This window comes from Methylobacterium sp. Leaf465 (genome assembly GCF_001424705.1).
GTDB lineage: Bacteria > Pseudomonadota > Alphaproteobacteria > Rhizobiales > Beijerinckiaceae > Methylobacterium.
In genome coordinates, this window is record NZ_LMRA01000046.1 from 141,129 (window position 1) to 165,352 (window position 24,224).

The 24,224-nt window shown below is 71.2% G+C and carries 24 protein-coding genes and 1 pseudogene; 13 read left to right on the forward strand and 12 right to left on the reverse strand.

What is annotated here, in order from left to right; all coding sequences use genetic code 11:
• Window positions 1–32: 32 nt before the first annotated feature.
• Window positions 33–850, reverse strand: a pseudogene (locus ASG51_RS20440) (helix-turn-helix domain-containing protein).
• An 86-nt stretch (window positions 851–936) separates the two neighbouring features.
• On the opposite strand from ASG51_RS20440, the gene ASG51_RS20445 reads away from it, so the two are divergent.
• From ASG51_RS20445 to ASG51_RS20455, 3 genes are all read left to right on the forward strand, one after another.
• Window positions 937–1,356, forward strand: coding sequence for a rhodanese-like domain-containing protein (locus tag ASG51_RS20445; RefSeq protein WP_056382724.1), 420 nt, complete (start codon window positions 937–939; stop codon window positions 1,354–1,356).
• Between the two features lie 103 nt (window positions 1,357–1,459).
• Window positions 1,460–2,566 carry a hypothetical protein gene (locus ASG51_RS20450; RefSeq protein ID WP_056382726.1) on the forward strand — a complete coding sequence of 369 codons (1,107 nt, stop codon included), beginning with the start codon at window positions 1,460–1,462 and terminating at the stop codon, window positions 2,564–2,566.
• On the forward strand, window positions 2,563–4,230 hold the full coding sequence (locus tag ASG51_RS20455; RefSeq protein WP_056382727.1) for a DUF2336 domain-containing protein: 1,668 nt from the start codon (window positions 2,563–2,565) through the stop codon (window positions 4,228–4,230). Before ASG51_RS20450 ends, ASG51_RS20455 begins: the two co-directional genes overlap by 4 nt.
• Window positions 4,231–4,237: 7 nt before the next feature.
• On the opposite strand, the gene ASG51_RS20460 is transcribed toward ASG51_RS20455, so the two are convergent.
• The gene (locus ASG51_RS20460; RefSeq protein WP_056220208.1) at window positions 4,238–5,008 is read right to left on the reverse strand and encodes an NAD kinase; all 771 of its coding nucleotides are present in this window, start codon (window positions 5,006–5,008) and stop codon (window positions 4,238–4,240) included.
• 136 nt (window positions 5,009–5,144) lie between these two features.
• Between ASG51_RS20460 and cutA the strand changes: the two genes are divergently transcribed.
• Complete coding sequence (gene cutA / locus ASG51_RS20465) at window positions 5,145–5,477, forward strand: divalent-cation tolerance protein CutA (protein WP_056382729.1); 333 nt, start codon at window positions 5,145–5,147, stop codon at window positions 5,475–5,477.
• On the opposite strand, the gene ASG51_RS20470 is transcribed toward cutA, so the two are convergent.
• From ASG51_RS20470 to croR, 9 genes are all read right to left on the reverse strand, one after another.
• Window positions 5,456–6,586 carry a glycosyltransferase gene (locus ASG51_RS20470; protein WP_056220215.1) on the reverse strand — a complete coding sequence of 377 codons (1,131 nt, stop codon included), beginning with the start codon at window positions 6,584–6,586 and terminating at the stop codon, window positions 5,456–5,458. The two genes, cutA and ASG51_RS20470, sit on opposite strands and share 22 nt — an antisense overlap.
• Entirely contained in the window at window positions 6,586–7,386 is an 801-nt protein-coding gene (locus tag ASG51_RS20475; RefSeq protein WP_056382731.1) for a lysophospholipid acyltransferase family protein, read from the reverse strand. Before ASG51_RS20475 ends, ASG51_RS20470 begins: the two co-directional genes overlap by 1 nt.
• 11 nt (window positions 7,387–7,397) lie before the next feature.
• Window positions 7,398–8,924 carry a phytoene desaturase family protein gene (crtI, locus tag ASG51_RS20480; RefSeq protein ID WP_056270573.1) on the reverse strand — a complete coding sequence of 509 codons (1,527 nt, stop codon included), beginning with the start codon at window positions 8,922–8,924 and terminating at the stop codon, window positions 7,398–7,400.
• Between the two features lie 124 nt (window positions 8,925–9,048).
• Window positions 9,049–10,242 carry an ABC transporter permease gene (locus tag ASG51_RS20485; protein ID WP_056382733.1) on the reverse strand — a complete coding sequence of 398 codons (1,194 nt, stop codon included), beginning with the start codon at window positions 10,240–10,242 and terminating at the stop codon, window positions 9,049–9,051.
• Window positions 10,239–11,225 (reverse strand): ABC transporter ATP-binding protein, encoded by a 987-nt coding sequence (locus ASG51_RS20490; RefSeq protein ID WP_056382734.1) that lies wholly within the window; start codon window positions 11,223–11,225, stop codon window positions 10,239–10,241. Before ASG51_RS20490 ends, ASG51_RS20485 begins: the two co-directional genes overlap by 4 nt.
• Before the next feature lie 7 nt (window positions 11,226–11,232).
• Window positions 11,233–11,664 (reverse strand): DUF2141 domain-containing protein, encoded by a 432-nt coding sequence (locus ASG51_RS20495; RefSeq protein WP_244480209.1) that lies wholly within the window; start codon window positions 11,662–11,664, stop codon window positions 11,233–11,235.
• Window positions 11,661–13,241 (reverse strand): phytoene desaturase family protein, encoded by a 1,581-nt coding sequence (gene crtI, locus ASG51_RS20500; RefSeq protein WP_056220235.1) that lies wholly within the window; start codon window positions 13,239–13,241, stop codon window positions 11,661–11,663. The genes ASG51_RS20495 and crtI (ASG51_RS20500) overlap by 4 nt, the downstream gene beginning before the upstream one ends.
• 169 nt (window positions 13,242–13,410) lie before the next feature.
• Complete coding sequence (locus ASG51_RS20505) at window positions 13,411–14,163, reverse strand: RNA methyltransferase (protein ID WP_056382737.1); 753 nt, start codon at window positions 14,161–14,163, stop codon at window positions 13,411–13,413.
• An 82-nt stretch (window positions 14,164–14,245) separates the two neighbouring features.
• Window positions 14,246–14,725: a 3-hydroxybutyryl-CoA dehydratase gene (gene croR / locus ASG51_RS20510; protein WP_055949554.1), complete on the reverse strand. Its 480-nt coding sequence runs from the start codon at window positions 14,723–14,725 to the stop codon at window positions 14,246–14,248.
• A gap of 234 nt (window positions 14,726–14,959) precedes the next feature.
• On the opposite strand from croR, the gene ASG51_RS20515 reads away from it, so the two are divergent.
• The 3 genes from ASG51_RS20515 to ASG51_RS20525 are packed head-to-tail and all read left to right on the forward strand — an operon-like array spanning window position 14,960 to window position 16,723.
• On the forward strand, window positions 14,960–15,580 hold the full coding sequence (locus ASG51_RS20515) for a cation transporter (RefSeq protein WP_056220238.1): 621 nt from the start codon (window positions 14,960–14,962) through the stop codon (window positions 15,578–15,580).
• 19 nt (window positions 15,581–15,599) lie between these two features.
• Window positions 15,600–16,445: a metallophosphoesterase gene (locus ASG51_RS20520; RefSeq protein WP_056220241.1), complete on the forward strand. Its 846-nt coding sequence runs from the start codon at window positions 15,600–15,602 to the stop codon at window positions 16,443–16,445.
• Between the two features lie 56 nt (window positions 16,446–16,501).
• Window positions 16,502–16,723 carry a hypothetical protein gene (locus tag ASG51_RS20525; RefSeq protein ID WP_055949561.1) on the forward strand — a complete coding sequence of 74 codons (222 nt, stop codon included), beginning with the start codon at window positions 16,502–16,504 and terminating at the stop codon, window positions 16,721–16,723.
• Between the two features lie 15 nt (window positions 16,724–16,738).
• Here the strand turns inward: ASG51_RS20525 and ASG51_RS20530 are convergent, their stop codons facing one another.
• Window positions 16,739–17,116, reverse strand: a complete 378-nt coding sequence (locus ASG51_RS20530) for a 4a-hydroxytetrahydrobiopterin dehydratase (protein ID WP_056382738.1) — start codon at window positions 17,114–17,116, stop codon at window positions 16,739–16,741.
• Window positions 17,117–17,377: 261 nt separating this feature from the next.
• Between ASG51_RS20530 and ASG51_RS20535 the strand changes: the two genes are divergently transcribed.
• The 6 genes from ASG51_RS20535 (at window position 17,378) to xoxJ (ending at window position 23,979) form a co-directional block, all read left to right on the forward strand.
• Window positions 17,378–18,370, forward strand: coding sequence for an ABC transporter substrate-binding protein (locus ASG51_RS20535; RefSeq protein WP_056382741.1), 993 nt, complete (start codon window positions 17,378–17,380; stop codon window positions 18,368–18,370).
• A gap of 44 nt (window positions 18,371–18,414) precedes the next feature.
• Window positions 18,415–19,152 carry an ABC transporter permease subunit gene (locus tag ASG51_RS20540; protein WP_056382743.1) on the forward strand — a complete coding sequence of 246 codons (738 nt, stop codon included), beginning with the start codon at window positions 18,415–18,417 and terminating at the stop codon, window positions 19,150–19,152.
• Window positions 19,133–19,909 carry an ATP-binding cassette domain-containing protein gene (locus tag ASG51_RS20545; protein WP_056382746.1) on the forward strand — a complete coding sequence of 259 codons (777 nt, stop codon included), beginning with the start codon at window positions 19,133–19,135 and terminating at the stop codon, window positions 19,907–19,909. The genes ASG51_RS20540 and ASG51_RS20545 overlap by 20 nt, the downstream gene beginning before the upstream one ends.
• A 672-nt stretch (window positions 19,910–20,581) precedes the next feature.
• Window positions 20,582–22,384, forward strand: a complete 1,803-nt coding sequence (gene xoxF1 / locus ASG51_RS20550) for a lanthanide-dependent methanol dehydrogenase XoxF1 (RefSeq protein WP_056220255.1) — start codon at window positions 20,582–20,584, stop codon at window positions 22,382–22,384.
• Window positions 22,385–22,519: 135 nt separating this feature from the next.
• A complete protein-coding gene (locus ASG51_RS20555; protein ID WP_082486902.1) occupies window positions 22,520–23,125 on the forward strand; it encodes a c-type cytochrome, methanol metabolism-related in 606 nt (201 codons plus the stop codon).
• Window positions 23,125–23,979 carry a rare earth element methanol dehydrogenase accessory protein XoxJ gene (gene xoxJ, locus ASG51_RS20560; RefSeq protein WP_056382747.1) on the forward strand — a complete coding sequence of 285 codons (855 nt, stop codon included), beginning with the start codon at window positions 23,125–23,127 and terminating at the stop codon, window positions 23,977–23,979. The genes ASG51_RS20555 and xoxJ overlap by 1 nt, the downstream gene beginning before the upstream one ends.
• Window positions 23,980–24,224 lie beyond the last annotated feature (245 nt).

Sequence of the window (24,224 nt, forward strand, 5' to 3'; positions counted from 1 at the left end):
TCGTTGGTGGGCCATCGCTCGGCGGCGCGGCGTCAAGGTCGCGGGCGCGCGGCAGCCCGGTAGGCCGCGGGCGTCACCGTGTAGCGCCGGCGGAACTGCTGGCGCAGGGTCGCTGCGGTGGCGAAGCCCGCCGCCTCGGCGACGGCCTGGAGCGGTTGGTCCGCCTGCTCCAGCAGGTCACGGGCCCGGGCGAGGCGCAGATCGAGGAGCCAACGGGCCGGCGTCGTGCCGGTGGCGGCGGAAAAGCGACGCAGGAGCGTTCGGGGACTCATGCCCGCACGGTCTGCCAGATGGGCGACCGGCCAGTCCCGGGCCGGCGCCGCCCGCATGGCATCGAGCAGCGGCCCGATCCGCGCCGCCTCGTGGAGCGTCGGCACCGCACCCGCGACCACCTGGGCCTGGCCGCCGTCCCGGTGGGGCGGCACGACGAGGCGCCGGGCGACGGCATTGGCGGCGGCCGGCCCGAAATCGCGGCGCACGAGGTGCAGGCAGAGGTCGATCCCGGCGGCCGAGCCGGCGGAGGTCAGGATCGCGCCCTCGTCCACGTAGAGCACGTCGGGGGTGAAGCGGATGCCGGGATGGCGTTCGGCCAGGCCCTCGGGGACCGGCTCGTCCGCACCGCGCTAGCCCGGCACCACGATGGTGCCGGCGCGATCCAGGAGGTCGAGCCCGCCATCGGCGCGGGATCGAGCCCCGCCACGGCGAAGAGGTACCAGTCCGGCCCCATCTCGGGCCGGGGCAGGCCGAAGATCTCCACGGCGACGCCGAACTCGAAGGTGCAGAGGCCGTCATAGGCCAGCACCACCACGAGACGGTCGGCGGGGGACAGGCGCGCCTGCGATTTTGGCATGATCGCGACGCTAATCGGCAATCCGGGCCGCCGCCAAGGGCCGCGCCTCCTGCTAGCTCTGTCGTCCCCTACGCCGGAGACCGACGATGAGCCCCGTGACCGCCATACCCGCCTGTCCGCCCGCCATCGCCCGCGATCACTTCCGGCGTCGCCTGGAGCTGGAGACCGATTGCGCCGACGTGGCGGCGGCCCTGGAGGCCGGCCCGCCCGACTTCGTGCTGCTGCACGCCGTTGGCTCGGCGGCGGCGTTCCGGCGCCGTCACCTCCCCGGCGCCGTGCACCTGCCGCACCGGCTGATCACGGCCAAGCGCCTCGCCGCCTGGCCCACCGACACGCTGTTCGTGGTCTACTGCGCCGGCCCCCACTGCAACGGGGCCGACCGGGCGGCCCTGCGGCTCGCCGAGCTCGGGCGTCCGGTCAAGCTCATGCTCGGCGGCCTGAGCGGCTGGGCGGACGAGGACTTGACCTTCGCGGGTGAAGACCAGTCCGGCGGGGGCCAATCCTGAAATCGGGCATCGTGCGCGAGCCGACTCTTCAATCTTCCTTTACCATAGGGAGAACAAAGTTGCCGTCGGGGCGGCGCTCGGGTCCGCCCCCAGCCGGACGGCCATGTTCCTCTTCACCACGCCCCCCGCCACTGCCCGCGATCCCGGCGCCAGCCGGGACCTCGGCACGCGCGACGGCGCCGCCGGGCGCACGGGGGCGTCGAGCGGGGTCATCGAGGCGATCCGCGACGGGGCGCAGACATCCGGCGCGGGCTTCGACTACCTGCTCGCCACGGCCCAGCGCGAATCCGCCCTCGACCCCTCCGCCAAGGCGGGCACCTCCTCGGCCACCGGCCTGTTCCAGTTCATCGAGCAGACCTGGCTCGGCACCCTGAAGACCGCCGGCCCCCGCCTCGGCCTCGGGACCTACGCGGACGCGATCACCAAGAGCGCCGACGGCACCTACGCGGTGAGCGATCCGGCGGCCAAGCAGACCATCCTCGACCTGCGCCGCGATCCGCGGATCGCCGCGACCCTGGCGGGGGCCCTGACCGAGCAGAACCGGGAAGCCCTGACCGGCGCCCTCGGGCGCGAGCCCACCGGCGGCGACCTCTACGCCGCCCACGTCCTCGGCGCGCGCGGCGCCGCCGCCCTCATCGCCACCGCCCAGGCAAGCCCGGCCCGGGCCGCCGCCCTCGACATGCCGGAGGCGGCGGCCGCCAATCGCGGCCTGTTCTACGACAGAGGCGGCCGCCCCCGTGGCGCGGCCGAGCTCTACGCCCACCTCGCCGCGGCCCGCACGGGCGCGGCGCCGGCTACACCCGCCGCCACGATCAGCCTGCCCGAGGGTACCACCGCCTACGCCTCCCTCAACGAGGGCGGCCTACGCTCGATGTTCCAGACGGATCCGCGCCAGCAGGGCGGCGTCTCGGCCGGGGTCGCCCGCCTCTGGCAGGGGCGCAGCGGCGGGACCGATGCGGTTCGGCCGGAGCCGGCTCGCGCGGCGCCGACCTATTTCCCGCGCTCGGACGGCACCGAGAGCATGACCGGGGGCGCGAGCCCCGTCGCCGCGCCGGCGATTGCCGCCAATCCCGTGCCGGCCGCCTCCGCGGCCCTGGTGGGAGCCCCCCTGCCGCCGCGCCGTCCGGCGGAGTTCAGCGCCTCCGGCCAGTCGCCCCGCCCCGGCGCCCCCCTCGACCTGTCCCTCTTCACGATCCGGAGTGGCTCATGATCATCCGCCAGTTCCTCGCCTGGACGCAGCACACCTCCGCGGCGCGACGGGCGGAGGCCGCGGGTGCGCTGGCCCGGGCCTACCTCTACGACGGTCTCGGCGAGGACGTGGCCTGGGAGGCGGAGGCCGCGCTCCTCGCCCTCCTGGACGACCCCTCCAGCCTGGTGCGCCGAGCCCTGGCGGAGGCCTGCGCCGCCTGCGCGAACGCCCCGCGTCCACTGATCGTGGCGCTGGCGGGCGACCAGGCCGAGATCGCCACCCTGGTGCTGGCCCGCTCGCCCGTGCTGAGCGACGCCGACCTCGTCGACGGCGTCGCCATCGGGTGCCTCGCCGCCCGCCGCGCCATCGCGGGCCGGCTCGACCTGTCGCCGGCCGTCGCCGGGGCGCTCGCCGAGATCGCCGAGCCCGAGGCCCTGGTCGTGCTCGCCCGCAACCGCAGTGCCCACATCACCACCGGCAGCCTGATGCGGATGGTGGAGCGCCACGGCGACGTGGCCGCCCTGCGCGAGGCGGTCCTGGCCCGGCCCTACCTGCCCCTCGAAGTGCGCCAGAGCGTGACCACGCGCCTCGCCGAATCCCTCTCCGCCTTCGCGGTGTCCTCCGGCTGGCTCACCCCGGCCCGCAGCGCGCGCGCCAGCCGCGAGGCGCAGGAGCGCACGACGCTCGCCTTCTGCACCGAGGCCCATCCCGTCGACCTCGCCCGGCTCGTCGCCCACCTGAAGGCCTGCGGCCAGCTCAATGCCGGCCTGCTGCTGCGGGCGATCCTGTCAGGCAACATGGCCTTCGCCGAGATGGCCCTGGCCGACCTCGCCGGCCTCCCCGTCCGCCGGGTGGCCGGGCTGATGCACGATGCCTCCACCGCCGCCTTCGCGGCCCTGCACCGCAAAGCCGGCCTTCCGCCGGTGCTGCTGCCGGCCTTCAGCGCCGCGCTGTCGGCCTGGCGCGAGGCGGGGCAGGGCGCCATCGCCAGCGCCGGGGCGGGCCTGTCGCGCCTGATGATCGAGCGGGCGCTGACCGCCTGCGAGACGATGCCCTTCGCGGAGGCGCAGAGCGTCATGGCGCTCCTGTCCCGCTTCGAGGCGGAGGCCGCCCGCGACGAGGCCCGGGTGCTCGCCCGCGAACTCGCCGCCGAGGCCGAGCGCAGCGAGATCCTGCGGATCGAGCGCGAGATCCTCGACGCCGAATGGCGCGAGGCCCAGCGCCAGGTCCTGGCCGATTGGGACGCCCCGCAGGTCCTCGAGGCCGCGCCGGCCGCCGCAGCCCCCGAACCGGTCGCCGAGACCGTCGCGGCGATCGCGCGCGCGGCTTTGGACGGAACCTCGGAAGCGATCCAGGAAGAGACCGCGCCGGTGGCCGTCGACTCCGCTGCGGAGGCGCCGCCCGTCGTCGCGGACCTGCCGACCCCGGATGCGCCGGTGGAATCGGACGTCGCCCCTGTCGTGGCGATCCGGGCCGTCGTGCCGGCCGAGGCGCCAGCCGACGTCGAGACGGGGCGCACCGACCCGGTGGGCCTGATCCTCGACGGACTCTCCGACGCGCTGCTCGCCGAGTTCGAGGGCAGCCGCGCCCGGCGCCGTGCCCTCGCCACCGAGGTCGTGCTCGACGCGATCCCCGAGGCGCTGATCGCCAGCTACCGCGAGGACCGGGCGCGCCTCGCCGCCTGAGGGGCGATCAGCCGAACTGCTCGCGCAGGATGCGCTCGTCGAGGCTGTGGCCGGGATCGTGCAGCAGGGTCAGGTTGGTGGCGTGGTCGAGCCAGGTCTCCACCGTGCAGACCCGCCGAAACTCGGTGTGGTCGGCCACCGCCGCCACCGGGCGGTGCGCGGCGTCGAGCACCTCGATGAGAATGCGGGCGTAGTCCGGCAGCAGGGCCCCGTGCCAGCGCCGGGGCCGGAAGGCCGAGATCGGCGTCAGGGCCAGGAGCCGGGCGTTGAGGGGCAGGATCGGGCCGCCCACCGACAGGTTGTAGGCGGTGGACCCCGCCGGGGTCGCCGCGAGCACGCCGTCGGCGATGAGCTCCGGCAGGCGGACATGACCGTCGATTGAGATCCGCAGCTTGGCGGTCTGGTGCGTCTGGCGCAGCATGTAGACCTCGTTCAGGGCGCGGGCCTGGTGCCGGCGCCCCTCCGTGTCCACGGCCTCCATCATCAGCGGGTGGATGATGCTGCGCTTGGTGTTCTCCAGGCGCTCGATCAGCCCGTCCTCGCGGAACTCGTTCATGAGGAAGCCGACGGTGCCGCGGTTCATGCCGTAGATCGGCGTGCCGGCATGCATGAAGCGGTGCAGGGTCTGGAGCATCAGCCCGTCGCCGCCGAGCGCCACCACCACGTCGGCCTCGTCGGGCGGCACGTGGTCGTAGCGCCGCATCAGGGTCGCGGCCGCCTGGCGGGCGTCCTCCGTGGGACTTGCGACGAAGGCAAGCCGTTCGAAACGCCGGGCCATGGGCTCACATCCGCCTTGCCGACCACCTTGCCGACGCGGAGCCTTCGCTCCAGCGTCCCGTTCCCAGTCCTGCCGGCAGTCCCGCCGGCCCGCTCCCGCCGGTGGAGCGGCGGAACCCTGGTCGGAGACCCATAGCATGGAGCGGCCGCTTCTCGTCTACACCACCTTCCCGGATGCCGGCACCGCCCTGACCGTCGGAGAGGCGCTGGTGCGTCTGCGCCTCGCGGCCTGCGTCAACGTCCTGCCGGGGATGCTCTCCCTCTACGCCTGGAAGGGCGCGGTGGAGCAGGGCTCGGAGGTCGTCGCGATCCTGAAAAGCCGCGAGGGCCTCGCCGAGGCCCTCGGCGCCGCCCTGAAGGCCCGCCACCCCTACGAGACGCCGATCATCCTGCACCTGCCGGTGGCGGGGGCCGATCCCGACACCGCGGCCTGGATCGCGGCGGAGACTCAAGGGCCGCCGATCGGGTAGCTCCGGCCCTTCCACAGAGGCGTGCCGCTGCCCTTGCGCCGCAGGAGGGCGGTCCACTGGATCGCCAGGGCGACGAGGACCGTCGCCGGGTGGAGCAGAACCGTCCCCAGGGGCTCGCGGGTGACCAGGGTGATCGCCGCCCGGGTCGCCAGGGAGACGAGGGCGGCGGCGAAGGCCAGGAACGCGGCGTGGCCGGATTCAAGGCCGGCCAGGGCCGCCAAGAGGAGGAGCCAGGGCAGGACGTGCCCGCCGACCAGGAGCAGGGTCCAGACCGGCAGGGCCCGCGGGGTCGCCATGCCCTCGTGGGCGTTCTTCGAGAAGCCGGCCCAGCTCTGGGCGAAGCCGCGGTACATCCGGCAGGTCGCCAGGGCGTGCCCGGCGACGAGGTCGGTCCGGTAGCCGGCCTGCCGGAAGCGGCGCGGCAGTACGACCCCGTCGTGCAGGCTGGTGCGCACGGCGCCGTGCCCGCCGGTGGCCGCGTAGGCCTCGCGACCGACGAGGATGAGCTGGCCGCAGGCGGCCCCGAGGCTGGGGCGCGGGGACGCCCGCATCATCGCCATCGGCAGGTAGCCGAGGAGCAGGAAGTTGATCATCGGCACCGTCAGGCGCTCGCCCAGCGAGCCCATCAACTGGCGCGGCACGCCGCTCACCAGGGCGCTCTCGGTCCGGCGCGCATGGGCGGCGAGGGCCGCCGCAGCCGCGGGCGCCAGGCTCACGTCGGCATCGACGAAGAGGAGATGCGTCCCGGTCGCGGCCTCCGCCAGCCGCGCGCAGGCGTGGTTCTTCCCCGTCCAGCCCTCGGGCAGGGGCGGGATTGCGACGAGGCGCAAGCGCGGGTCCTCGGCGGCGATGGCGGCCACGATGGCGGCGGTGTCGTCGGTGGAATGGTCGTCGCCGACGAGCACCTCCAGGGCGACACCGGCGCTCGACAGGGCGGCCCGCACGGTGGCGGCGATCACCGCGGCCTCGTTGCGGGCCGGGATCAGCACCGAGACCCGGGCCCGGACGTCGAGATCCGGCTCGGGGGTGCGCAGAATCGAGAGGTTCACCCAGGCGACCAGGGCGGGCAGCAGCGCACAGGCCAGGGCCAGGATCGCGAAACCGAGCATCACGGAACCGGATCTCCCTTCTGGCGGTGGGCCGGCTCGAAGCGCCGGCCCGTGACGACGGCCCCGAGGCGCCGCCAGAGATCGTAGATCCCGCCGATCCCCTTGGCACCGGACGCGAGCGGCGTGAAGCGTCCGGCCTCGCGCGCGACCACGTCGGCGCTGAGCCGGTCGAGGGTAGCGGTCAGGTCCGCCTCCATCCGGGCGAGGCGCTCGGCCCGGGACAGGGCGAGCAGCTCGGCTCCGGGGATCGGCGCCCCGAAGGCCGCGAAGGCCTCGCCACCGCGCTCCTCCCAGAAGGCGTATTCGAGGGCCAGCGGTACGAACAGGGCGTCGGGTGCGATCTCGGGCAGGCGGCCGACGCCGGCGCGCAGGCCCAGTGGCCGGGCGCGGACGTCCTGGAAGCGCCCCTGGGCGGTGATCCAGATCATCCGGTTCGGCGCCCCCAGGATGCGCCGCGTCGCCTTCAGGAACTGGGCGGCGCCGCGGGCCGAGTCGAGGTCCACCGCGAAGGCCCCCATGCGGGCGAAGACCGCGTACTTCTCCAGCATCCGCGCGTCGAAGGGCGCATAGCTCTCGCGGCAGGGAAACAGCCGTCCGGCCAGGAGGATGACCACGGCGGCGTCCCACCAGGCCGGATGGTTGCAGTAGACCACCACCGGCCCGGGATGGTCGGCGCAGGCCGGCACGCCCCAGCGGGCGAGCCGCAGGGCGTTGAGGTGGCGTCGGACGTAGCGGTCGAAATACCCGACCATGAACCGCCACAGGGCGGGCGATCGGGCGGGGCCATCCTCGCGGGACATGCGCGGGGCCTTCAGGCGCTGGCGCGCTCCTCTCCCCGGGCATCGGTGTCGAGGGCATCCGCCGCGATCCAGCCCGACATCATCACCATCGGCATGCCCGGACCCGGATGGGCCGCACCGCCGGCGAGGTAGAGGCCGCGGACCTGCCGGGAGCGGTTGCCCGGCTTGAAGGCGCCCATGAACTTGCCGTGCGAGGCCAGGCCGTAGATCGCGCCGTTGAGCACCTTGTAGCGCTCGTGGATGTCCTGCGGCGTCAGGTGGCGCTCGACGACGATGCGCTCCTCGAGGTCGGGCATGTTGCCGGTGCGCTTGAGCTTGTCGAGGATGACTTGCCGATAGGCCGGGAACATCTTCGACCAGTCGTGGTGCGGGCGCAGATACGGCGTGTGCACGAGGACGTAGAGCGCCTCGCCGCCCTCGGGCGCCACCGACGGGTCGGTGGAGGAGGGGGCAGCGAGGTAGGCGGTCGGGTCCGGGGCCGGCTCGCCCTTGCGGTAGATGTAGTCGAACTCCTCCTCGGGGTCGCGGGAGAAGACGAAGTCGTGATGATTCAGGTGCTCGTAGCGCTTGTTCAGCCCGAGATAGAGGACGACACCGGAGCAGGCCGGCTCGAAGCTTTTCTTCTCGTAGGACTTGCCGACGTCGCCGCCGACGAGTTCCCGGTAGGTGCGTACCGAATCCATGTTCGAGATCACGGCGTCGAACGGGGTGACGCCGGAGGCGGTCCGCACGCCCTTGACCGCGCCCTGCTCGATGGCGAGGCCGGTGACCTCGTCGCCGGGCCGCAGGGTGGCGCCGAGTTCGGAGGCGAGCTTGGTCAGGGCCTCGGCCACGGCGCGGGTGCCGCCCATCGGGTACCAGACGCCCTCGGCGGTCTGCATGTGGGCGATGGCGCAGAGCACGGCGGGCGCGCCGTAGGGCGAGGAGCCGACATACTGGACGAAGTGGTCGAGCATCTGCGCGAGGCGCGCATCCTTCACCTTCGAGCGGATGGTGCCGGCGACCGACGAGCCCATGCGCAGGGACAGCACGTCGCGCAGGGTGCCGGGATTCATGTTGGCGCGGATGTTGATCGTGTCGAACAAATCCTCGACCGGCTTCCAGAAGAAGAACTTGTTCGAGACGTCGTGCAGGTGTTCGGAGATCTCGAGGAACTTCTTGTAGCCCTCGCCCGCGCCGGTGTTGGGCGCGAAGCGCTCCATGTCGGCGGCCATGGTGGGCACGTCGGCCATGAGGTCGAGCTGGGTGTCGTCGTCGAAGAAGCAGCGCCACTGCGGATCGAGGCGGCGCAGGTCCAGGTAGTCGTGGATGTTGCGCCCGGCCTCCTGGAAGATGCGCTCCAGCACTTTGGGCACCGTGAGGATGGTCGGCCCCATGTCGAAGCGGAAACCGCCCTCGTGCAGGACCGCGGCCTTGCCCCCGAGCCAGTCGTTCTTGTCGTAGAGCGTGACGGTGTGGCCGCGCGCGGCGCTCACGCAGGCAGCCGCCAAGCCGCCCAACCCTGCGCCGACGACGGCGACCGAAGACCCAGCCCGCATGTTCGTGTCACTCCCCGGGCCGGTCCGAAAGCCCATACCCTGCATGAAGCTAGACCGGATGGCCGCGCGGTCAACGCGCTAACCGGTCGCGGCGTGGACCGATGCCGTCTTCGCCCGTACCTTCCTAGCTCGTTCGCCGCGACACCAGCCCCAGCGCGACCCCCAACCCCGCCGCCGCCACGGCGGCCATCACGCCCCAGGCGGACAGCGCCGCGGCCCAGCCCTCGCTCAAGGCGTTCTGGTAGGCCTCGATCGCCCAGGCGTTGGGAGTGAGCCAGCCGGCCTCCTGCAGCCAGGGCGGCATCAGGAAGCGGGGCACCATGCTGCCGCCCACCGCCGAGAGCAGGAGGACGCCGAAGGTCGCGGCCAGGTGCGCCTGCTGGCGGGTGGCGGAGGCCGCGCAGGCGGCCAGGGCGAGGCCGGCCGCCATCGCCGAGACGAGGAGGGAGGTCACCAGCCAGGCGCCCGCATGGGGCAGGATGTCGACGCCGTGCAGGAGGGTGGCGGCCGAGAAGATCAGCCCGGCCTGGACGAGGCCCTGGCCCACCAGGAACAGGAACTTGCCCAGCACCACCACACTGAGCCCGCCGGGTCCCGCCATCAGCCGGTCGGCGAGCCCGGACTGGCGCTCGTCGACGAGGGAGAGGGCGCCCTGCATGGCGGCGAAGAGCAGGAACACCGCCGTGATCGCCCCCGCGTAGTAGCTGACGCGATCGTTGGTGGCACCCGAGGCGGTGCTGCGTCGCTCCACCAGAGAGGCGAAGGCGAAGGGCTCCTTGCGGGCGCGCTGCTCGGCGAAGGCCTGGTTGAGGAAGGCCCGTTCGTCCGGGCCGATCTTGCCCGAGCGCTCCACGTCGGCGACGATCCGGGCCAAAACCACGTCGGGCAGGGCCTCGTTGAGGACGCGCTGGAGCTGGCCCAGCGCGATCGGGGTGGCGAGGGCCTTCGCGGGATTCTCGATCAGCACCACGGGCTGGTCGGCGCGGGTCGAGCCGGCATCGAGGTCGCCGCGCAGCACCAGGGCCACGTCGACCTCGCCCCGGCGCACCGCCGCGACGGCGCCGTCGAGATCGGAGGCGGCGAGGCGTCCGACCCGGAGGGACGGGTCCGCCTCCAGGGCCTGCATCAGGCGCTGCGTCGTCGGCGTCCGGGACAAGTCGAGGAGGCCGACATGGATGCGGATGCGGTCGCCCAGGGCGCCGGAGAAGATCGCGGCGAAGATCACGAAGATCACGGTGGGCAGCACGAAGGCCATGACCAGGGCGGCCCGGTCGCGCACCAGGCCGAGCAGCATCACGCGGAAGGCGGCCGAGATCATGCGGGGGTCTCCCGTTCGGCGAGCCCGTCCGCGGCCGGCGGCGCGGATCCCGCCAGCGCATCGCGATACACCGCCTCCAGCCCGGGGGCTCGGATGCGGATCTCGGCGATGGGCACGCCCGCGCTCCGGAGGTCGGCGAGCAGGTCGGCGCCGTCGCGGGGCGTGCCGCTCAGGCGGCGCGCCCGCCAGGTCGAGCCGGTGTCGAGGGGCACGAAGCCCGCTTGGCGTAGGACCGCCTCCGCCGCCCCATCGGCGGGGGCGACGAGGGCCGCCTCGTGCTCGGGGGCCTCGGCGCGGATGCGGGCGAGTAGATCGGACAGGCGGCCGTCGGTGACGATCCGCCCCTGCGCCAGGATGGCGACCCGGTCGGCAAGGCGCTCGGCCTCGGCGAAGTCGTGGGTGGCGACGAGGAGGGCCGTGCCGGCCTCGCGCAGGCGCGCGAGCACCGCATGGATGGCCGCCCGGGCGTGCAGGTCGACGCCCTGCGTCGGTTCGTCGAGGAGGACGAGGCGGGGTCGCGCCATCAGGCTGGCGGCGATGTTGACCCGGCGCTGGTAGCCGCCCGAGAGCAGCCCGACCGGGCGCCGGGCGACCTCGCCGAGGGCGCAGAGGGCGAGGCCCGTCGCCACCGCCTCGGCCCGCCCGCGCCGGGGGATGCCGGCGAGCTGGGCGAAGACCGACAGGTTCTCGGCCACAGAGAGGCGGGGATAGAGGGCGATTTCCTGGGGCACCCAGCCGATCGCCCGGCGCGCCGCCGGCGTCCGATGGGGATCGTCGCCGGCCACGCGGACGCTGCCGGCACGGGGGGCGAGCCGACCCGCGACGAGGCGCATCAGCGAAGTCTTGCCGGCGCCGTTGGGGCCGAGGAGCGCGAGGGTCTCGCCGGCGCCGAGGGCGAGGTCGACGCGCTCCAGCACGCGGGTGCCGCGATAGGCGAGGGCGGCGCCGGCCACCCGCAGGAGCGGCTCGGAAGGGAGGCTCACGCGGCGCTCAGCGGGGCGGCAGCGCGCGCGACAGGCGAACCCGCACGCCGACGCCCGGCTCCCGCACGGTGAAACGCGCGCGCGCGAAATCGGGGCGGGCGGACTGGACGGACTCGCCGGAGAAGCCGTAGGGCTCGAGGGGCAGGCCGAGGCCGGTCCGGTCGAGGCGGCCGTTGCGGTTGGTGTCCTGATAGGCCACCGCCGCGTAGATCCCGGGCCTCACGTTCGAGAAGACGAAGCGCTGGGCAGCGGCCTGGGGCTCGGCCTGCTGCCCGGTCCGGCAATCGGCCTCGGACAGGCCGTCCTGGCACAGGGCGACGGAGATCAGGCCCCCGGGCTCGATGCCCTCGACCTCCACCGCCACGGAGGCCGCCCGGGCCGCCCCCGAAACCAGGACGAGGGCGCAGAGACCGGCCAGGGGCCGCGACAGCCCCCTCAAGTGGCGTCGCCCGAGGTGGCCAGGGGCGCGGTGGCCGGGATGCCGGCGCTGGCGGCCCCGACGCGCCCGGCGGAGAGCTCCTCGATCAGGAGGCGGGCGGTGATGCGCGCACCCTCGTAGATCACCGGCAGGCCGGAGCCCGGATGGGTGCCGCCGCCGACGAGGTAGAGCCCCGGCCCGAAGCGGTTGTGCGGGCGGAAGTAGAGCATCTGCATCAGGTCGTGGGCGAGGTTGAAGGTGGCCCCCTCGTGCACGAAGAAGTCGTCGCGCCACTCGGTCGGGTCGACGATGCGCTCGTAGCGGATGCGCGATTCGATGTCGCCGAGGCCGAGCAGCTTCAGGCGGTCGAGGACGAGGCGGCGATAAGTCTCCCGTAGCCCCTTCCAGTCGATGCCCGCCTTCAGGTTCGGCACCGGCACCAGCACGTAGAGGCTGGTCTGACCGGGGGGCGCCATGCCGCCGTCGGTGAAGCCCGCATGCTGCACGTAGAGCGAGGGCTGCATCGGCAGGATGCCGTCTGTGATCTCCCGGATGTTGCGGGCGTAATCCTCCGACAGCAGGATGGTGTGGTGGCCGAGGGCCTCCGGCATCGGCCCGTCGAGGCCGAGATACAGCATGAAGGTCGAGCAGGAGAGGCGCGCCTTCGCGATCTTGGTGTCGCGCCAGCGCGGCCGATGCTGCTGCGGCACGAGGTCCTGGATGACCTTGGCGAAGTCGCCGTTGATGACGACCGCGTCGGCCTGCAGGGTCTCGCCGTTGCAGACGACGCCGCTGGCGCGCTTGCCCTCGAACAGCACCCGCTCGACGCCCGCCCCGAGGCGGATGTCGACGCCCATCCGGCGGGCGAGGCCCGCCATCGCCTCCGAGACGGCGCCGCACCCGCCGACCGGATGGTAGACGCCGTGCTCGTATTCGAGGAACGACAGGATGGTGAACAGGCTCGGGCACCGGAACGGCGACATGCCGAGGTATTTGGTCTGGAACGCGAAGGCGAGGCGGACCCGCGGGTCCTTGAAGTAGCGCTGCAGGTCCTTGTCGACGCTGCGCCCCGGATGGAGGTGGGGCAGGGCTGCGATCATGGCCGGGGAGGCCATGGCCCGCAGGGTATGGAAGGCCTGCTCCAGGACGGGCTTGAAGAACTTCAGCTTGACCCGGTTGTCGGCGAAGAACTTGCGCACGTTCTTGGCGTCGTCCGGCGCGATGCGCGCCACCTCGGCCTCGAGGCGGTCCATGTCGTTCGTGGCGCGGATCTCGCCGCCCGCCTCGAACACGAGGTGGTACTGCGGATCGAGGCGCTCGAGCTTGACGTGGTCTTCCAGGCGCTCGCCGCAGGTCTCGAAGATGTCGGCGAGGATCTGCGGATAGAGGAAGAAGGTCGGGCCGATGTCGAACCGGAAGCCCCCGGGCGCCTCCACGGTCTTGGTGCGTCCGCCCACCGCCGGATCCTTCTCCAGCAACGTGACGTGCACGCCGGCGCGGGCGAGGAGGAGTGCGGTGGCGAGGCCGCCGGGACCGGCACCGACGATGATGACGCGGCGTCCGGACAAAGTCCGCAAGCCGTCCCGTGACTGCAACAACGCTCAAAACTCCATCGTCTACAGGCCCACGCGCCTCATCCATGTGGCGCGGGAGCATGGTCCGTCCAGGGCTCGCGGTCTAATCTTGACCGTAGCGGTGCAGGCGGCAATGGGGGCGCAGTGTCGCGCATCCCCGGCCCATCGGGCCGCGGACGCCCGCGATCCGCCGTCAGGCGGCCCGGGACAGGTGATGCAGCGCGATCGCGCCCGCCGTGGCGACGTTGAGCGAATCGAAGTCCGGCGCCATCGCGATGCGGACGGTGCGCAGGCGCGCCATCAGGTCCGGCGGCAGGCCCGGCCCCTCGCTTCCGAGGAGGAGCAGGGTCCGGTCGGGGGGCGCCAGGGCCGCCAGGGTCTCGGCTCCGCCGGGGCTCAGGGCCAGGGGCTCCAGGGCGTGACGCGCCGCGAAGGCCACGAGCGCGTCCGCATCGGCGAGTTGCAGGAAGGGGACGATCAGGGCGGCGCCAGCCGAGACGCGGATCGCCTTGCGGTAGAGCGGATCGCAGGTGCCGGCATCGAGGAGCACCGCGTCGGCCCCGAAGGCGGCGGCGTTGCGGAACAGGCCGCCGACATTGTCGTGGTTGGTCAGGCCGACGAGACCGACCACGAGGGCCGGTGCCGGGGCGGGCGGCAGGCCGGGGAGGACGGCATCCGTGGCCTCCGCCCCGCGCAGGCCCACGCCGAGGACGCCGCGATGGATCGGAAATCCGGTGATCGCGCTCATCACGGGCTTCGCCGCGGTGTAGACGGGCACGGGCTCGGGCAGACGGGCCAGGGCCGCCTCCAGGCCGGCCAGGCGCTCGGGGGCCAGCAGGACCGATTCAAGGCCGAACCGGGCTCGGGCCGAGAGCATGACCCGCAGGGTCACCTCGCCCTCGACGATGAAGCGGCCGGCACGCCCGACGAGGTCGCGCTCGCGCATCGCCGTATAGGGCGCGAGGCGCGGGTCGGCGGGATCCTCAATGGCGATCGGCGCGGGTCGGCAAGGGGCGGCCAAGGCGGCGTCAGGCGCTCGCCGGACGCCCGCCCATGCGCACCGCCAGGGGATCGGCCTCGGCCTTGGTCGGCACCTTCACCAGGGCCTCACCGTCGAGGACGACCTCACCGGCCACCGAGCAGGTGCATTTCAGGCGGGCACGGCGGCGCTCCGGGACGAGTTCGGCCACCTCGACCGTGACCTCGACGGTGTCGCCGATGCGCACGGGCGCGCGAAAGTTCAGGGTCTGGCTGATATAGACCGCGCCGGGGCCGGGCAGGCGGGTGCCGAGCACCGCCGAGATCAGGCCGGCGGTGTAGAGACCGTGGGCGATCCGGGTGCCGAAGGGCGTGCGCGCCGCGAAGTGCTCGGACAGGTGGATCGGATTGCGGTCGCCGGTGATCTCGGCGAAGCCCACCACGTCGGAGGAGGCGATGACCTTGTTCAGCGTCTCGGACAGGCCGACCTCGAGATCCTCGAAGTACAGGACGCGCAGTTCGGGCATCATCGGCAGTTTCCCCTGACTTCGGGTGTGGCACGCGGGTCTCGTGCGGCGTGGCTTTTCGCCTCGCACAGGCGGCGGGCCAAATCCAGTATCCGCCAGCCGAAAAGCATCGCGCCGAGTCGTGAGCCTCGACAGACGGAGGCACTTCGCGCCATGGAGACTCTTGCCGCGAGGCGCCGGGCCCGGGTCCGGGGACCTCCCCTGAAGACCGCACCGTCACGAGACGAGCCGCCGCCCGTGTCCGCCACGCCCACCCCGTCCGCCACCCTGCGCCCGGTGGTCGCCCGCGTCGCCGGGCTGAACCTCGCGTATTTCGGCATCGAGATCACGGTCGCCCTGGCGATCGGCTCGCTGGCGCTCATCGCCGACAGCCTCGACTTCCTCGAGGACGCGGCGATCAACCTGCTGATCTTCGCCGGGATCGGCTGGAGCGTGCGCAACCGGGCCCGGCTCGGGGCGGTCCTCGCCGTCATCCTGCTCCTGCCGGCGCTCGCCACCGCCTATGCCGCCTGGATCAAGTTCGCCACGATGGCGCCGCCGGCCCCGATCCCCCTGACGCTCACGGGCATGGGGGCGCTGGCGGTCAATCTCACCTGCGCGATGATGTTGGCCCGCCACCGCTCGGGCGGCGGCAGCCTGACCCGGGCGGCCTACCTCTCCGCCCGCAACGACGCCTTCGCCAACCTGGCGATCATCGCCGCCGGCCTCGCCACCGCCCTGACCCTGTCGGCCTGGCCCGACCTCATCGCGGCGGCCGGCATCGCCATCCTCAACGCGGATTCGGCGGGTGACATCCTGAAGGCCGCCCGCGCCGAGTGGCGCGCGGCCAAGGCCGTGTCCGAGAGTCCGGTTCCCTGAGAGGCTTCGAGCCCCCGCCATGCGCCTGTTCCCCATCTCCGACCTGCACCTCGAGCGCCGGCGCCTCGACGTCATCCCGCGCCCGACCCGGCCCTTCGACGTGCTGGTCTGCCCCGGCGACCTGCACGAGGGCAGGCCCGAATCGGGGCTCGCGGCCCTGATGACCCTGGCGCAGGGACGCCCGATCGTCCTGGTGCCGGGCAACCACGAGCATTACGCGCCCACCGGCGACCGGCGCACGGCTCCGGAACTCCTCGCCGCCCTGGAGACCGAGGTACTGCGCCTGAACGGGGAGGGGGCGGACATCCACCTGCTCCAGCGCGGGGCGGCGATCGTCCTCGACGGCGTCCGCTTCGTCGGCACGACCCTGTGGAGCGACTGGTCGCTGGCCGGCCTCTGGCTCGACGAGAGCGGCGCCGACGCGCCGTCGGATCCGGTCGCCTACGCGGCCGCGCGGATGACCGATCCGGTTACGGGCTCGCGGGAGTATCGGGGCTCCATCCGCAACGGTGACGGCACGGCCTGGTCGCCCGCCGACGCGATGGCGGCCCATGAGCGGGAGCGTGCCCTGCTGGCCGCCGCCCTGGCGCAGCCCCATGCCGGCCCGACCGTCTGCGTCACCCACCACCCGGCGAGCCCACGCGCGGCCGAGGCGTTCCGCCACGTGCCCGGCGTGCCCTGGTGGGTCCCGGCCTTCTACGCCACCACCGCCCTGGAAGACCTGCCCGAGGCGGACCGGCCCGACCTCTGGGTCTCGGGCCATTTCCATGCCGGGCACGACCTGTGGATCGGCCGGACCCGCTGGGTGGCGAACCCGGTGGAGGGGCGGGACTTCTCCGCCGATCACATTCTCACGATCGATTGAGACCGGAGGGGCGCCGGTGGCGTACCTGTCCGGCAACGCACCGCCGGAGCTCGCCCATGAACGCCTTCATCGCCGTGGTCCTCGTCTGCGCCAACGGGATCCCGATCGAGGCCTGCACCGACGACAAGGCCAGCGAAGTCCGCAAGGTCCGCGTCGCCAACGAGCTCGGCTGCACCAACGGCTGGCAGGAGATCATCGCCCGCACCGACCTGCGGGACGAGGTCGGCAAGACGAGCTACCTCAAGACCGAGTGCCGCCGGGTGAAGCAGGCCGACTGACCCGGACGCGGCCGGCTACTTGTCGTACTTGATGTAGGCGAAGCGCGGATCGGTGGGGGTGCCCTCGAGCGCGCCGCCCTCGGTGCCGGGCTGCCAGCCGACCACCTCCTCGATCTTGGCGGCCAGGGCGAAGTCCTTCTCGGTGATGCCCTTGGCGGCGTGGTTGGTCAGCCGAACCTCGACCCAGGCGTAGGAGGCGGTGATGTCTGGGTGGTGCCAGGCGGCCTCGGCGAGGTGGCCGACCGTGTTGATCACCATCAGCGTGCCCTTCCAGCCCGCGGTCTTGTAGGTGCGCCGGATCCAGCCCTCTTCCAGGCGCCAGGCCGGAAGCTCGCGCGCGAGGCGCTCCGTGACGGTGGCGTCGTCGATCACGTCGTCCCGTGTACCGGCCATGGTCCCACTCTCCCTCGAACACGCAGCGTTGCCGACTCTCTGCGCCCGGCCCCGGCCGTGCGCAAGGGATCACGCCCGGTTCGCAAGGTGTCGCGCCGGATCCGGAAGGATTGGCCGGTTCGGAAGCGACCATCCGCCCGTCGGACTTGCCAATTCGTCCTGTGGACGCCCTGGGCCCGACCTCCTATGAAGATTGCCAACCAACGCCGGCCTTCACGGGACACCCCGAGCGTTCGACTTGGAAACCAGGGAGAGTCCCTCATGCTGTCACGGCGCGGATTGCTCGCGACGGCGGCACTGTTGCCCCTGCCCTGGAGCCTCGCCCGGCCGGCGCGGGCGGCCGGGCCGTCCTTCCGGGTGGGCAGCCTGCCGTTCGGCACGGTCTCCTGGGAAGCGGCGGTGATCAAGGCGCGCGGCCTCGACAGCGCCAACGGCTTCACCCTCGACGTGGTCAAGCTCGCCGGCAACGACGCGGCACGGATCGCCTTCCTGGGGGGCCAGGTCGACACCATCGTGGGCGACCTGCTCTGGGCCGCACGGCTCGGCAACGAGGGCCGCGCGATCCGCTTCTTCCCCTACTCGACCACCGAGGGCTCGCTGATGGTGCCGGGCGACAGCCCGATCCGGACGCTGGCCGACCTCAAGGGCAAGCGCCTCGGCGTGGCCGGAGGCCCCCTCGACAAGAACTGGCTCCTGCTCAAGGCCCAGGCCCGGGACACCGTCGGCATCGACCTCGAGACCCAGGCCACCATCGCGTTCGGCGCGCCGCCCCTCCTGGCGCTCAAGCTGGAGCAGGGCGAGCTCGATGCCGGGCTGCTGTACTGGACCTACTGCGCCCGCCTGGAGCCCAAGGGTTTCCGTCGCCTGATCGGCTCGGACGACATCATGCGCGCCTTCGGCGCCACCGGCTCGATGGCCCTGATCGGCTACCTCCTCGACGACGCCACCGTGAAGGACAAGGGCGAGGCGGTGACGGGGTTCGCCCGCGCCTCCAAGGCCGCCAAGGATCTCCTCGCCAACGATCCCGCTGCCTGGGACGTGGTGCGCCCCCTGATGTCGGCTGACGACGAGGCTACCTTCCAGGCCCTGAAGCGCGACTTCCTCGCGGGCATCCCGCGCCGGCCCCTCGCCACGGAGCGCAAAGACGGCGAGACGCTGTTCAGCGTGATGGCCCGGCTCGGCGGCGAGCGCCTGGTCGGCGCGGGCACGACGCTCCCCGCGGGCCTGTACTTCGACGGCACCGGCAATGGCTGAGGCCGCCCCGCGCCCGCCCTGCGCGCGTCCGACGCCCTGATCCGATGGGCTTTGCCACCCGTCTCGCCTCCGTGCTGGTCCTCCTCGCGGGGTGGCAGGTCGCGGCCTCGGCCGCGGGCTCGCGGCTGCTGCCGGCGCCCCTGGCGATCCTGGACTTCATCGTGCGCGAATCCGTCACCGGCGACCTGTGGTGGAACGTCGGCATCACCCTCTCGCGGGTCGGCATCTCCTTTTTCCTGGCCATGACACTGGGTGTGCTCCTCGGGATCGCCCTCGGGCGCTCGCGCCGGCTCAACCTCGTCCTCGACACCCCGCTCCTCATTCTCCTCAACACGCCCGCCCTGGTGATCACGGTGCTGGCCTACATCTGGGTCGGCCTGAACGAGGCGGCCGCCATCGTCGCCGTGGTCCTGAACAAGCTGCCGAACGTCGCCGTAATCCTGCGCGAGGGGGCCCGCGGCCTCGATCCGCAACTGGAGGAGATGGCGCGCAGCTACCGCTTCGACCGGCGGACCTGGATCGCGCACGTGCTGGTGCCGCAGCTCCAGCCCTTCGCGGTGGCCGCCGCGCGCTCCGGCCTGTCGCTCGCCTGGAAGATCGTGCTGGTGATCGAGCTTCTCGGCCGGCCCAATGGCGTCGGCTTCGCGATCAACTACTACTTCGTCCAGAGCCTGAACGTGGCGGCAATCGTCGGCTACAGCATCGTGTTCATGAGCGTGATGATCGCCATCGACATCCTCATCCTCCAGCGGCTCGAAGCCTATGTCCGACGCTGGCGCTGAGGGGATGGCCGTTCCCGCCTCCGACGGCGCGGGCGCGGCCCTGCGAGTCGACATCCTCCGCAAGGTCTATGGCAGTGCCGGCCCGGAGCCCGTGGAGGCGGTGCGCGACCTCGCCTTCACGGTGACGGCGGCCGCCATCACCTGCCTGATCGGCCCCTCGGGGGCCGGCAAGACCACGACCCTGCGCATCCTCCTCGGGCTCGACGCCGATTACGAGGGCCGCGTCACGCCGCCGCCGGACGAGGCCGGCATCGCCATGGCGTTCCAGGAGCCGCGGCTGCTGCCCTGGCGCACCGTCGAGCAGAACGTCCGCCTCGCCCTGCCGCGGCCGGCCCGCACCCAGAACCTCGATGCCCTGTTCGACTCTCTCGGCCTGACTCCCTGGCGGGGCCGCTACCCGGGCGCTCTGTCGCTGGGCATGGCCCGGCGGGTCTCGCTCGCCCGGGCGCTCGCGCAGAAGCCGCGCATCCTCATCCTCGACGAGCCCTTCGTCTCCCTCGACGACAATGCGGCGGCGGCCCTGCGCGGCCTCGTGGTCGCGGCGGTGGAGGGCTCCGGCATGGGCGTCCTCATGGTCACCCACAACGTGGCCGAGGCCCTCGAGATCGCCGATCGCCTGCTCCTGGTCTCGGGACGACCGGCGAGCCTCCTCGGCACGATCACCCTGGATCGGCCGCGGGGCCAGCGCGAACGCGGCTGGATGGAGGCAAACCGAGCGTCCCTCGCCGCCCGATTCCCAGGCATCATCGCAAGCTGATTCGCCCCGGATCGGACAATGCTCGCGCCTCGATCTCGCGCTGTCTTCACTTCTCCCCAGACCGGATGCGGCGAGACCGCGCATCCGATGAGCATCCCCCAGGGTTCCGCGGATGGCGGATATGACCATCACAATCCCCCGCCCCGGCACGTGATTTTGAAATATACCTCCTTTTCAGCATTTTATTTCACGAACGCATCTCCTCGCAGGAGCTCCTTTGACGCGAACGCAGCTTCGATCGCATGACCACACCGGCCAAGCTCAGGCTACATGCGCCAAACGCATGATAATGAGGCCAAGCTGTTTAAAACACTTTGTCTTACCAATTTGAGATATTGCAACGCACAATCCGATGCTGCGAAGCGTGAGCCTGACAGAATGTCGGCCAAAGGCTCACGAGGACTTGTGCGAAGCCTGGAAGCACAGGGCGCAAGCGAGTTGACGCCGGCCGAATTTTTCTTAGAGTTCATTCAAGCTTCGGTTTCGAGGGGCGCCGCAAAGGGATAGCGGCCCCTGACTACACAAACCCCGTCCTGGCCATTAGTGGTTTGGAAATAAGGGTTTGGCGTCCGCTACCGAGGCGAACCTATCCCTGTCGCAAACAGTCAGATCACGGCGTGATCCTGCGGGTTTTCCGCATGATGGCGGCTGCAAGATCTGTCGGAGGAATCCATGAGAGCGGTACATCTTCTCGCACTCGGCGCCGGCATGGTCGCTTCGACCACGGCGTTCGCCAACGAAGACGTCCTGAAGCGCACGGCCAACCCGGCCGAGCAGGTCCTTCAGACCGTCGACTATGCCAACACGCGCTATTCGAAGCTCGACCAGATCAACGCCAGCAACGTCAAGCAGCTCCAGGTGGCCTGGACCTTCTCGACCGGCGTGCTGCGCGGCCACGAGGGCTCCCCGCTCGTCGTCGGCAACATGATGTACGTTCACACCCCCTTCCCGAACATCGTCTACGCCCTCGACCTCGACAAGGACGGCGTGATCGTCTGGAAGTACGAGCCCAAGCAGGACCCGTCGGTCATTCCGGTGATGTGCTGTGACACGGTCAACCGTGGCCTCGCCTACGCCGATGGCGCCATCATCCTGCACCAGGCCGACACGACCGTCGTCTCGCTGGACGCGAAGTCCGGCAAGGTGAACTGGTCGGTGGTGAACGGCGACCCCAAGAAGGGTGAGACCAACACCGCCACCGTTCTCCCGGTGAAGGACAAGATCATCGTCGGCATCTCCGGCGGCGAGTTCGGCGTGAACTGTCACGTCACCGCCTACGACGCCAAGACGGGCAAGAAGGTGTGGCGCGGCCACTCCCAGGGCCCCGACGCCGACATGATCATGGACCCCGAGAAGACCACCTCGCTCGGCAAGCCGGTTGGCAAGGACTCCTCGCTGAAGACCTGGGAAGGCGATCAGTGGAAGACCGGCGGCGGCTGCACCTGGGGCTGGTTCTCCTACGATCCCAAGCTCGACCTGATGTACTACGGCTCGGGCAACCCCTCGACCTGGAACCCCAAGCAGCGTCCGGGCGACAACAAGTGGTCCATGACCATCTGGGCGCGTAACCCCGACACGGGCGCCGCCAAGTGGGTCTACCAGATGACCCCGCACGACGAGTGGGACTACGACGGCATCAACGAGATGATCCTCACGGATCAGAAGGTTGACGGCAAGGAGCGTCCGCTCCTGACCCACTTCGACCGTAACGGCTTCGGCTACACCCTCGATCGCGCCACCGGCGAGCTCCTGGTCGCCGAGAAGTTCGATCCGGTCGTGAACTGGGCCTCGAAGGTCGACATGGACAAGAGCTCCAAGACCTACGGTCGTCCGCTCGTCCAGGCCAAGTACTCCACCGAGCAGAACGGTGAGGATACCAACTCCAAGGGTATCTGCCCCGCCGCTCTCGGCACCAAGGACCAGCAGCCTGCGGCCTACTCGCCGAAGACCAACCTGTTCTACGTGCCCACCAACCACGTCTGCATGGACTACGAGCCGTTCCGGGTTTCCTACACCCCGGGTCAGCCCTACGTCGGCGCGACGCTGGCTATGTACCCGGCCCCCAACAGCCACGGCGGCATGGGTAACTTCATCGCCTGGGACGGCGTCGCTGGTAAGATCAAGTGGTCGAACCAGGAGCAGTTCTCGGTGTGGTCCGGCGCCCTCGCCACCGCTGGTGACGTCGTGTTCTACGGTACCCTCGAGGGTTACCTGAAGGCCGTCGACTCCAAGACCGGCAAGGAGCTCTACAAGTTCAAGACCCCGTCGGGCATCATCGGCAACGTGATGACCTACAGCCACAAGGGCAAGCAGTACGTCGGCATCCTGTCGGGTGTCGGTGGCTGGGCCGGCATCGGCCTCGCGGCCGGCCTGACCGACCCGAACGCCGGTCTCGGTGCGGTGGGTGGTTACGCCGCCCTCTCGAACTACACCAACCTCGGTGGTCAGCTGACCGTCTTCTCGCTGCCGAACTAATCGGTCGCACGCAACGGTAGATCATAGGGTGCCGGCGCGGGTTTCCGCGCCGGCACCTTTATGATTAGAATTGGAAGAACAACACGCGAAACACGCGGCTGGTGAGCCGACGTGGTGTTCCTGGGAGAAACGTCGTTGTACACCTTTAGCAAAGCCGTCATCCGCCCTCTCGCGGCAGCGTTCGCTCTCGCGTCGGTCTCAACGCTCGCCGTGCAGGCCCAGGATGCGAAGAAGGCTGATCCGGCCCTCGCCAATCAGCTCGATCCGAATGCACCCGAGAAGGACCCGAAGCTGATCGACAAGTTCGCGGCCGTGAAGGTCGAGGACGGAAAGTATCAGGACTCGGAAGGTCACCCCACCTACCACATCACCGCTGATGGCAAGAAGTTCGACTGGTACGCCTACTCGGGCTACCGCCGCTATCACGCCGAGTGCCACGTCTGCCACGGACCCGATGCCATGGGTTCGACCTACGCGCCGGCCCTGAAGGACTCGCTCAAGACGATCGGCTACGAGGAGTTCATCGGCATCCTCGCTGGCGGCAAGCGTGACTCGCAGGCCGGCCAGGAGCGCGTGATGCCGGCCTTCGGCGATAACAAGAACGTCATGTGCTACGCCGACGACCTCTACGTCTACCTGAAGGCCCGGGCGTCCGGCGCCATGCCGCGCGTCCGCCCGACCGACAAGGAAGACAAGCCCGAGGCCGCCAAGACGGCTGAGAAGGAGTGCCTGGGCGGCTAATGGCGCATTCAGGCTCCCGGACGGGCCTCGCGCTCGCGCTCCTGCTGCTCGCAGCCGGAGCGCGACCTGCGTTGGCACAATCGCTGCCGGACCTCGTGACGACGGACACTCTGCGTGTCTGCGGCGATCCCGGCAACATGCCGTTCTCCGAACGCAAGGAGGACGGCTTCGAGAACCGAATCGCCGCGATCATCGCCGACGAGCTCAAGGTCAAGATCCGGTACTACTGGCTGACGCAGGGGCCCGGCTTCGTCCGCAATACCCTCGGCACGGGCCTCTGCGACCTCATCATCGGCTCGGCCGCCGGTGGAGAGCTCGTCCAGCACTCGAATCCCTATTACCGCTCCGCCTATACGCTGGTCACCCGCACGGGCGAGTTCGACGGGGTGACCCGGCTCGACGATCCCAAGCTGAAGGGCAAGTCCATCGGCGTCATCGGCGGCACGCCCCCGGTGAACCGGATGGGCGAGGTCGGCCTCGTCAGCTCCATGAAGGCCTACGCGCCCTATCAGCTCGATCCGGCCCGCAAGCACCAGACGGTCTCGGCCGAGGTCATCGCGGATCTCGCCGAGAAGCGCATCGATGCCGCCATCCTCTGGGGACCCGCCGCCGGCTGGCTCGCCAAGCACAGCGGCATGCCGATGACGGTGGTGGCGCTGCTGCAGGAGCCCGATCGGCCGCCGCTCACCTTCCGGATCGCCCTCGGGGTGCGCCTGGAGGAGAACGACTGGAAGCGCACCCTCAACACGATCCTGCGCAAGCGCCGCGCCGATATCGAAAAGGTGTTGCGCGACTACGACGTGCCGCTGCTGGAGGAAGAGGGCAACAAGCTCCTCGACGCTCCGAGCCCCTGATATTGCCCCCGAGGATGTCGGGGGCGACAGGAGAGAGAGACCGCGATGGCGGCGATCGGATGGGCTCCGTCGCCGCCATCGTCGTTCAGACCCCTGCGCGCGCATCGTCGACCAGCGCCCATGACCGCGGTTCGCGACGGCCCTTCGGATCGAACCAGACAGGGCCGACCGCATCCGCGTGGAGCAAGGCATTCGCCGCCTGACGCCTCTCTGCGCGGGAGCTGGGATCCTCGTGCCCCGATCCG

What these genes read in the sequence shown, in the direction of transcription:
- ASG51_RS20545 (WP_056382746.1), top strand. Translation starts at nt 19,133, where the DNA reads ATGTCCGACGCTGGCGCTGAGGGGATGGCCGTTCCCGCCTCCGACGGC.
- ASG51_RS20525 (WP_055949561.1), top strand. Translation starts at nt 16,502, where the DNA reads ATGAACGCCTTCATCGCCGTGGTCCTCGTCTGCGCCAACGGGATCCCG.
- ASG51_RS20475 (WP_056382731.1), bottom strand. Translation starts at nt 7,386, where the DNA reads ATGTCCCGCGAGGATGGCCCCGCCCGATCGCCCGCCCTGTGGCGGTTC.
- ASG51_RS20540 (WP_056382743.1), top strand. Translation starts at nt 18,415, where the DNA reads ATGGGCTTTGCCACCCGTCTCGCCTCCGTGCTGGTCCTCCTCGCGGGG.
- croR (WP_055949554.1), bottom strand. Translation starts at nt 14,725, where the DNA reads ATGATGCCCGAACTGCGCGTCCTGTACTTCGAGGATCTCGAGGTCGGC.
- xoxF1 (WP_056220255.1), top strand. Translation starts at nt 20,582, where the DNA reads ATGAGAGCGGTACATCTTCTCGCACTCGGCGCCGGCATGGTCGCTTCG.
- ASG51_RS20505 (WP_056382737.1), bottom strand. Translation starts at nt 14,163, where the DNA reads ATGCGCGAGCGCGACCTCGTCGGGCGTGCCGGCCGCTTCATCGTCGAG.
- crtI (WP_056270573.1), bottom strand. Translation starts at nt 8,924, where the DNA reads ATGCGGGCTGGGTCTTCGGTCGCCGTCGTCGGCGCAGGGTTGGGCGGC.
- ASG51_RS20470 (WP_056220215.1), bottom strand. Translation starts at nt 6,586, where the DNA reads ATGCTCGGTTTCGCGATCCTGGCCCTGGCCTGTGCGCTGCTGCCCGCC.
- ASG51_RS20485 (WP_056382733.1), bottom strand. Translation starts at nt 10,242, where the DNA reads ATGATCTCGGCCGCCTTCCGCGTGATGCTGCTCGGCCTGGTGCGCGAC.
- ASG51_RS20535 (WP_056382741.1), top strand. Translation starts at nt 17,378, where the DNA reads ATGCTGTCACGGCGCGGATTGCTCGCGACGGCGGCACTGTTGCCCCTG.
- ASG51_RS20445 (WP_056382724.1), top strand. Translation starts at nt 937, where the DNA reads ATGAGCCCCGTGACCGCCATACCCGCCTGTCCGCCCGCCATCGCCCGC.
- xoxJ (WP_056382747.1), top strand. Translation starts at nt 23,125, where the DNA reads ATGGCGCATTCAGGCTCCCGGACGGGCCTCGCGCTCGCGCTCCTGCTG.
- ASG51_RS20520 (WP_056220241.1), top strand. Translation starts at nt 15,600, where the DNA reads ATGCGCCTGTTCCCCATCTCCGACCTGCACCTCGAGCGCCGGCGCCTC.
- ASG51_RS20460 (WP_056220208.1), bottom strand. Translation starts at nt 5,008, where the DNA reads ATGGCCCGGCGTTTCGAACGGCTTGCCTTCGTCGCAAGTCCCACGGAG.
- ASG51_RS20455 (WP_056382727.1), top strand. Translation starts at nt 2,563, where the DNA reads ATGATCATCCGCCAGTTCCTCGCCTGGACGCAGCACACCTCCGCGGCG.
- ASG51_RS20530 (WP_056382738.1), bottom strand. Translation starts at nt 17,116, where the DNA reads ATGGCCGGTACACGGGACGACGTGATCGACGACGCCACCGTCACGGAG.
- ASG51_RS20450 (WP_056382726.1), top strand. Translation starts at nt 1,460, where the DNA reads ATGTTCCTCTTCACCACGCCCCCCGCCACTGCCCGCGATCCCGGCGCC.
- cutA (WP_056382729.1), top strand. Translation starts at nt 5,145, where the DNA reads ATGGAGCGGCCGCTTCTCGTCTACACCACCTTCCCGGATGCCGGCACC.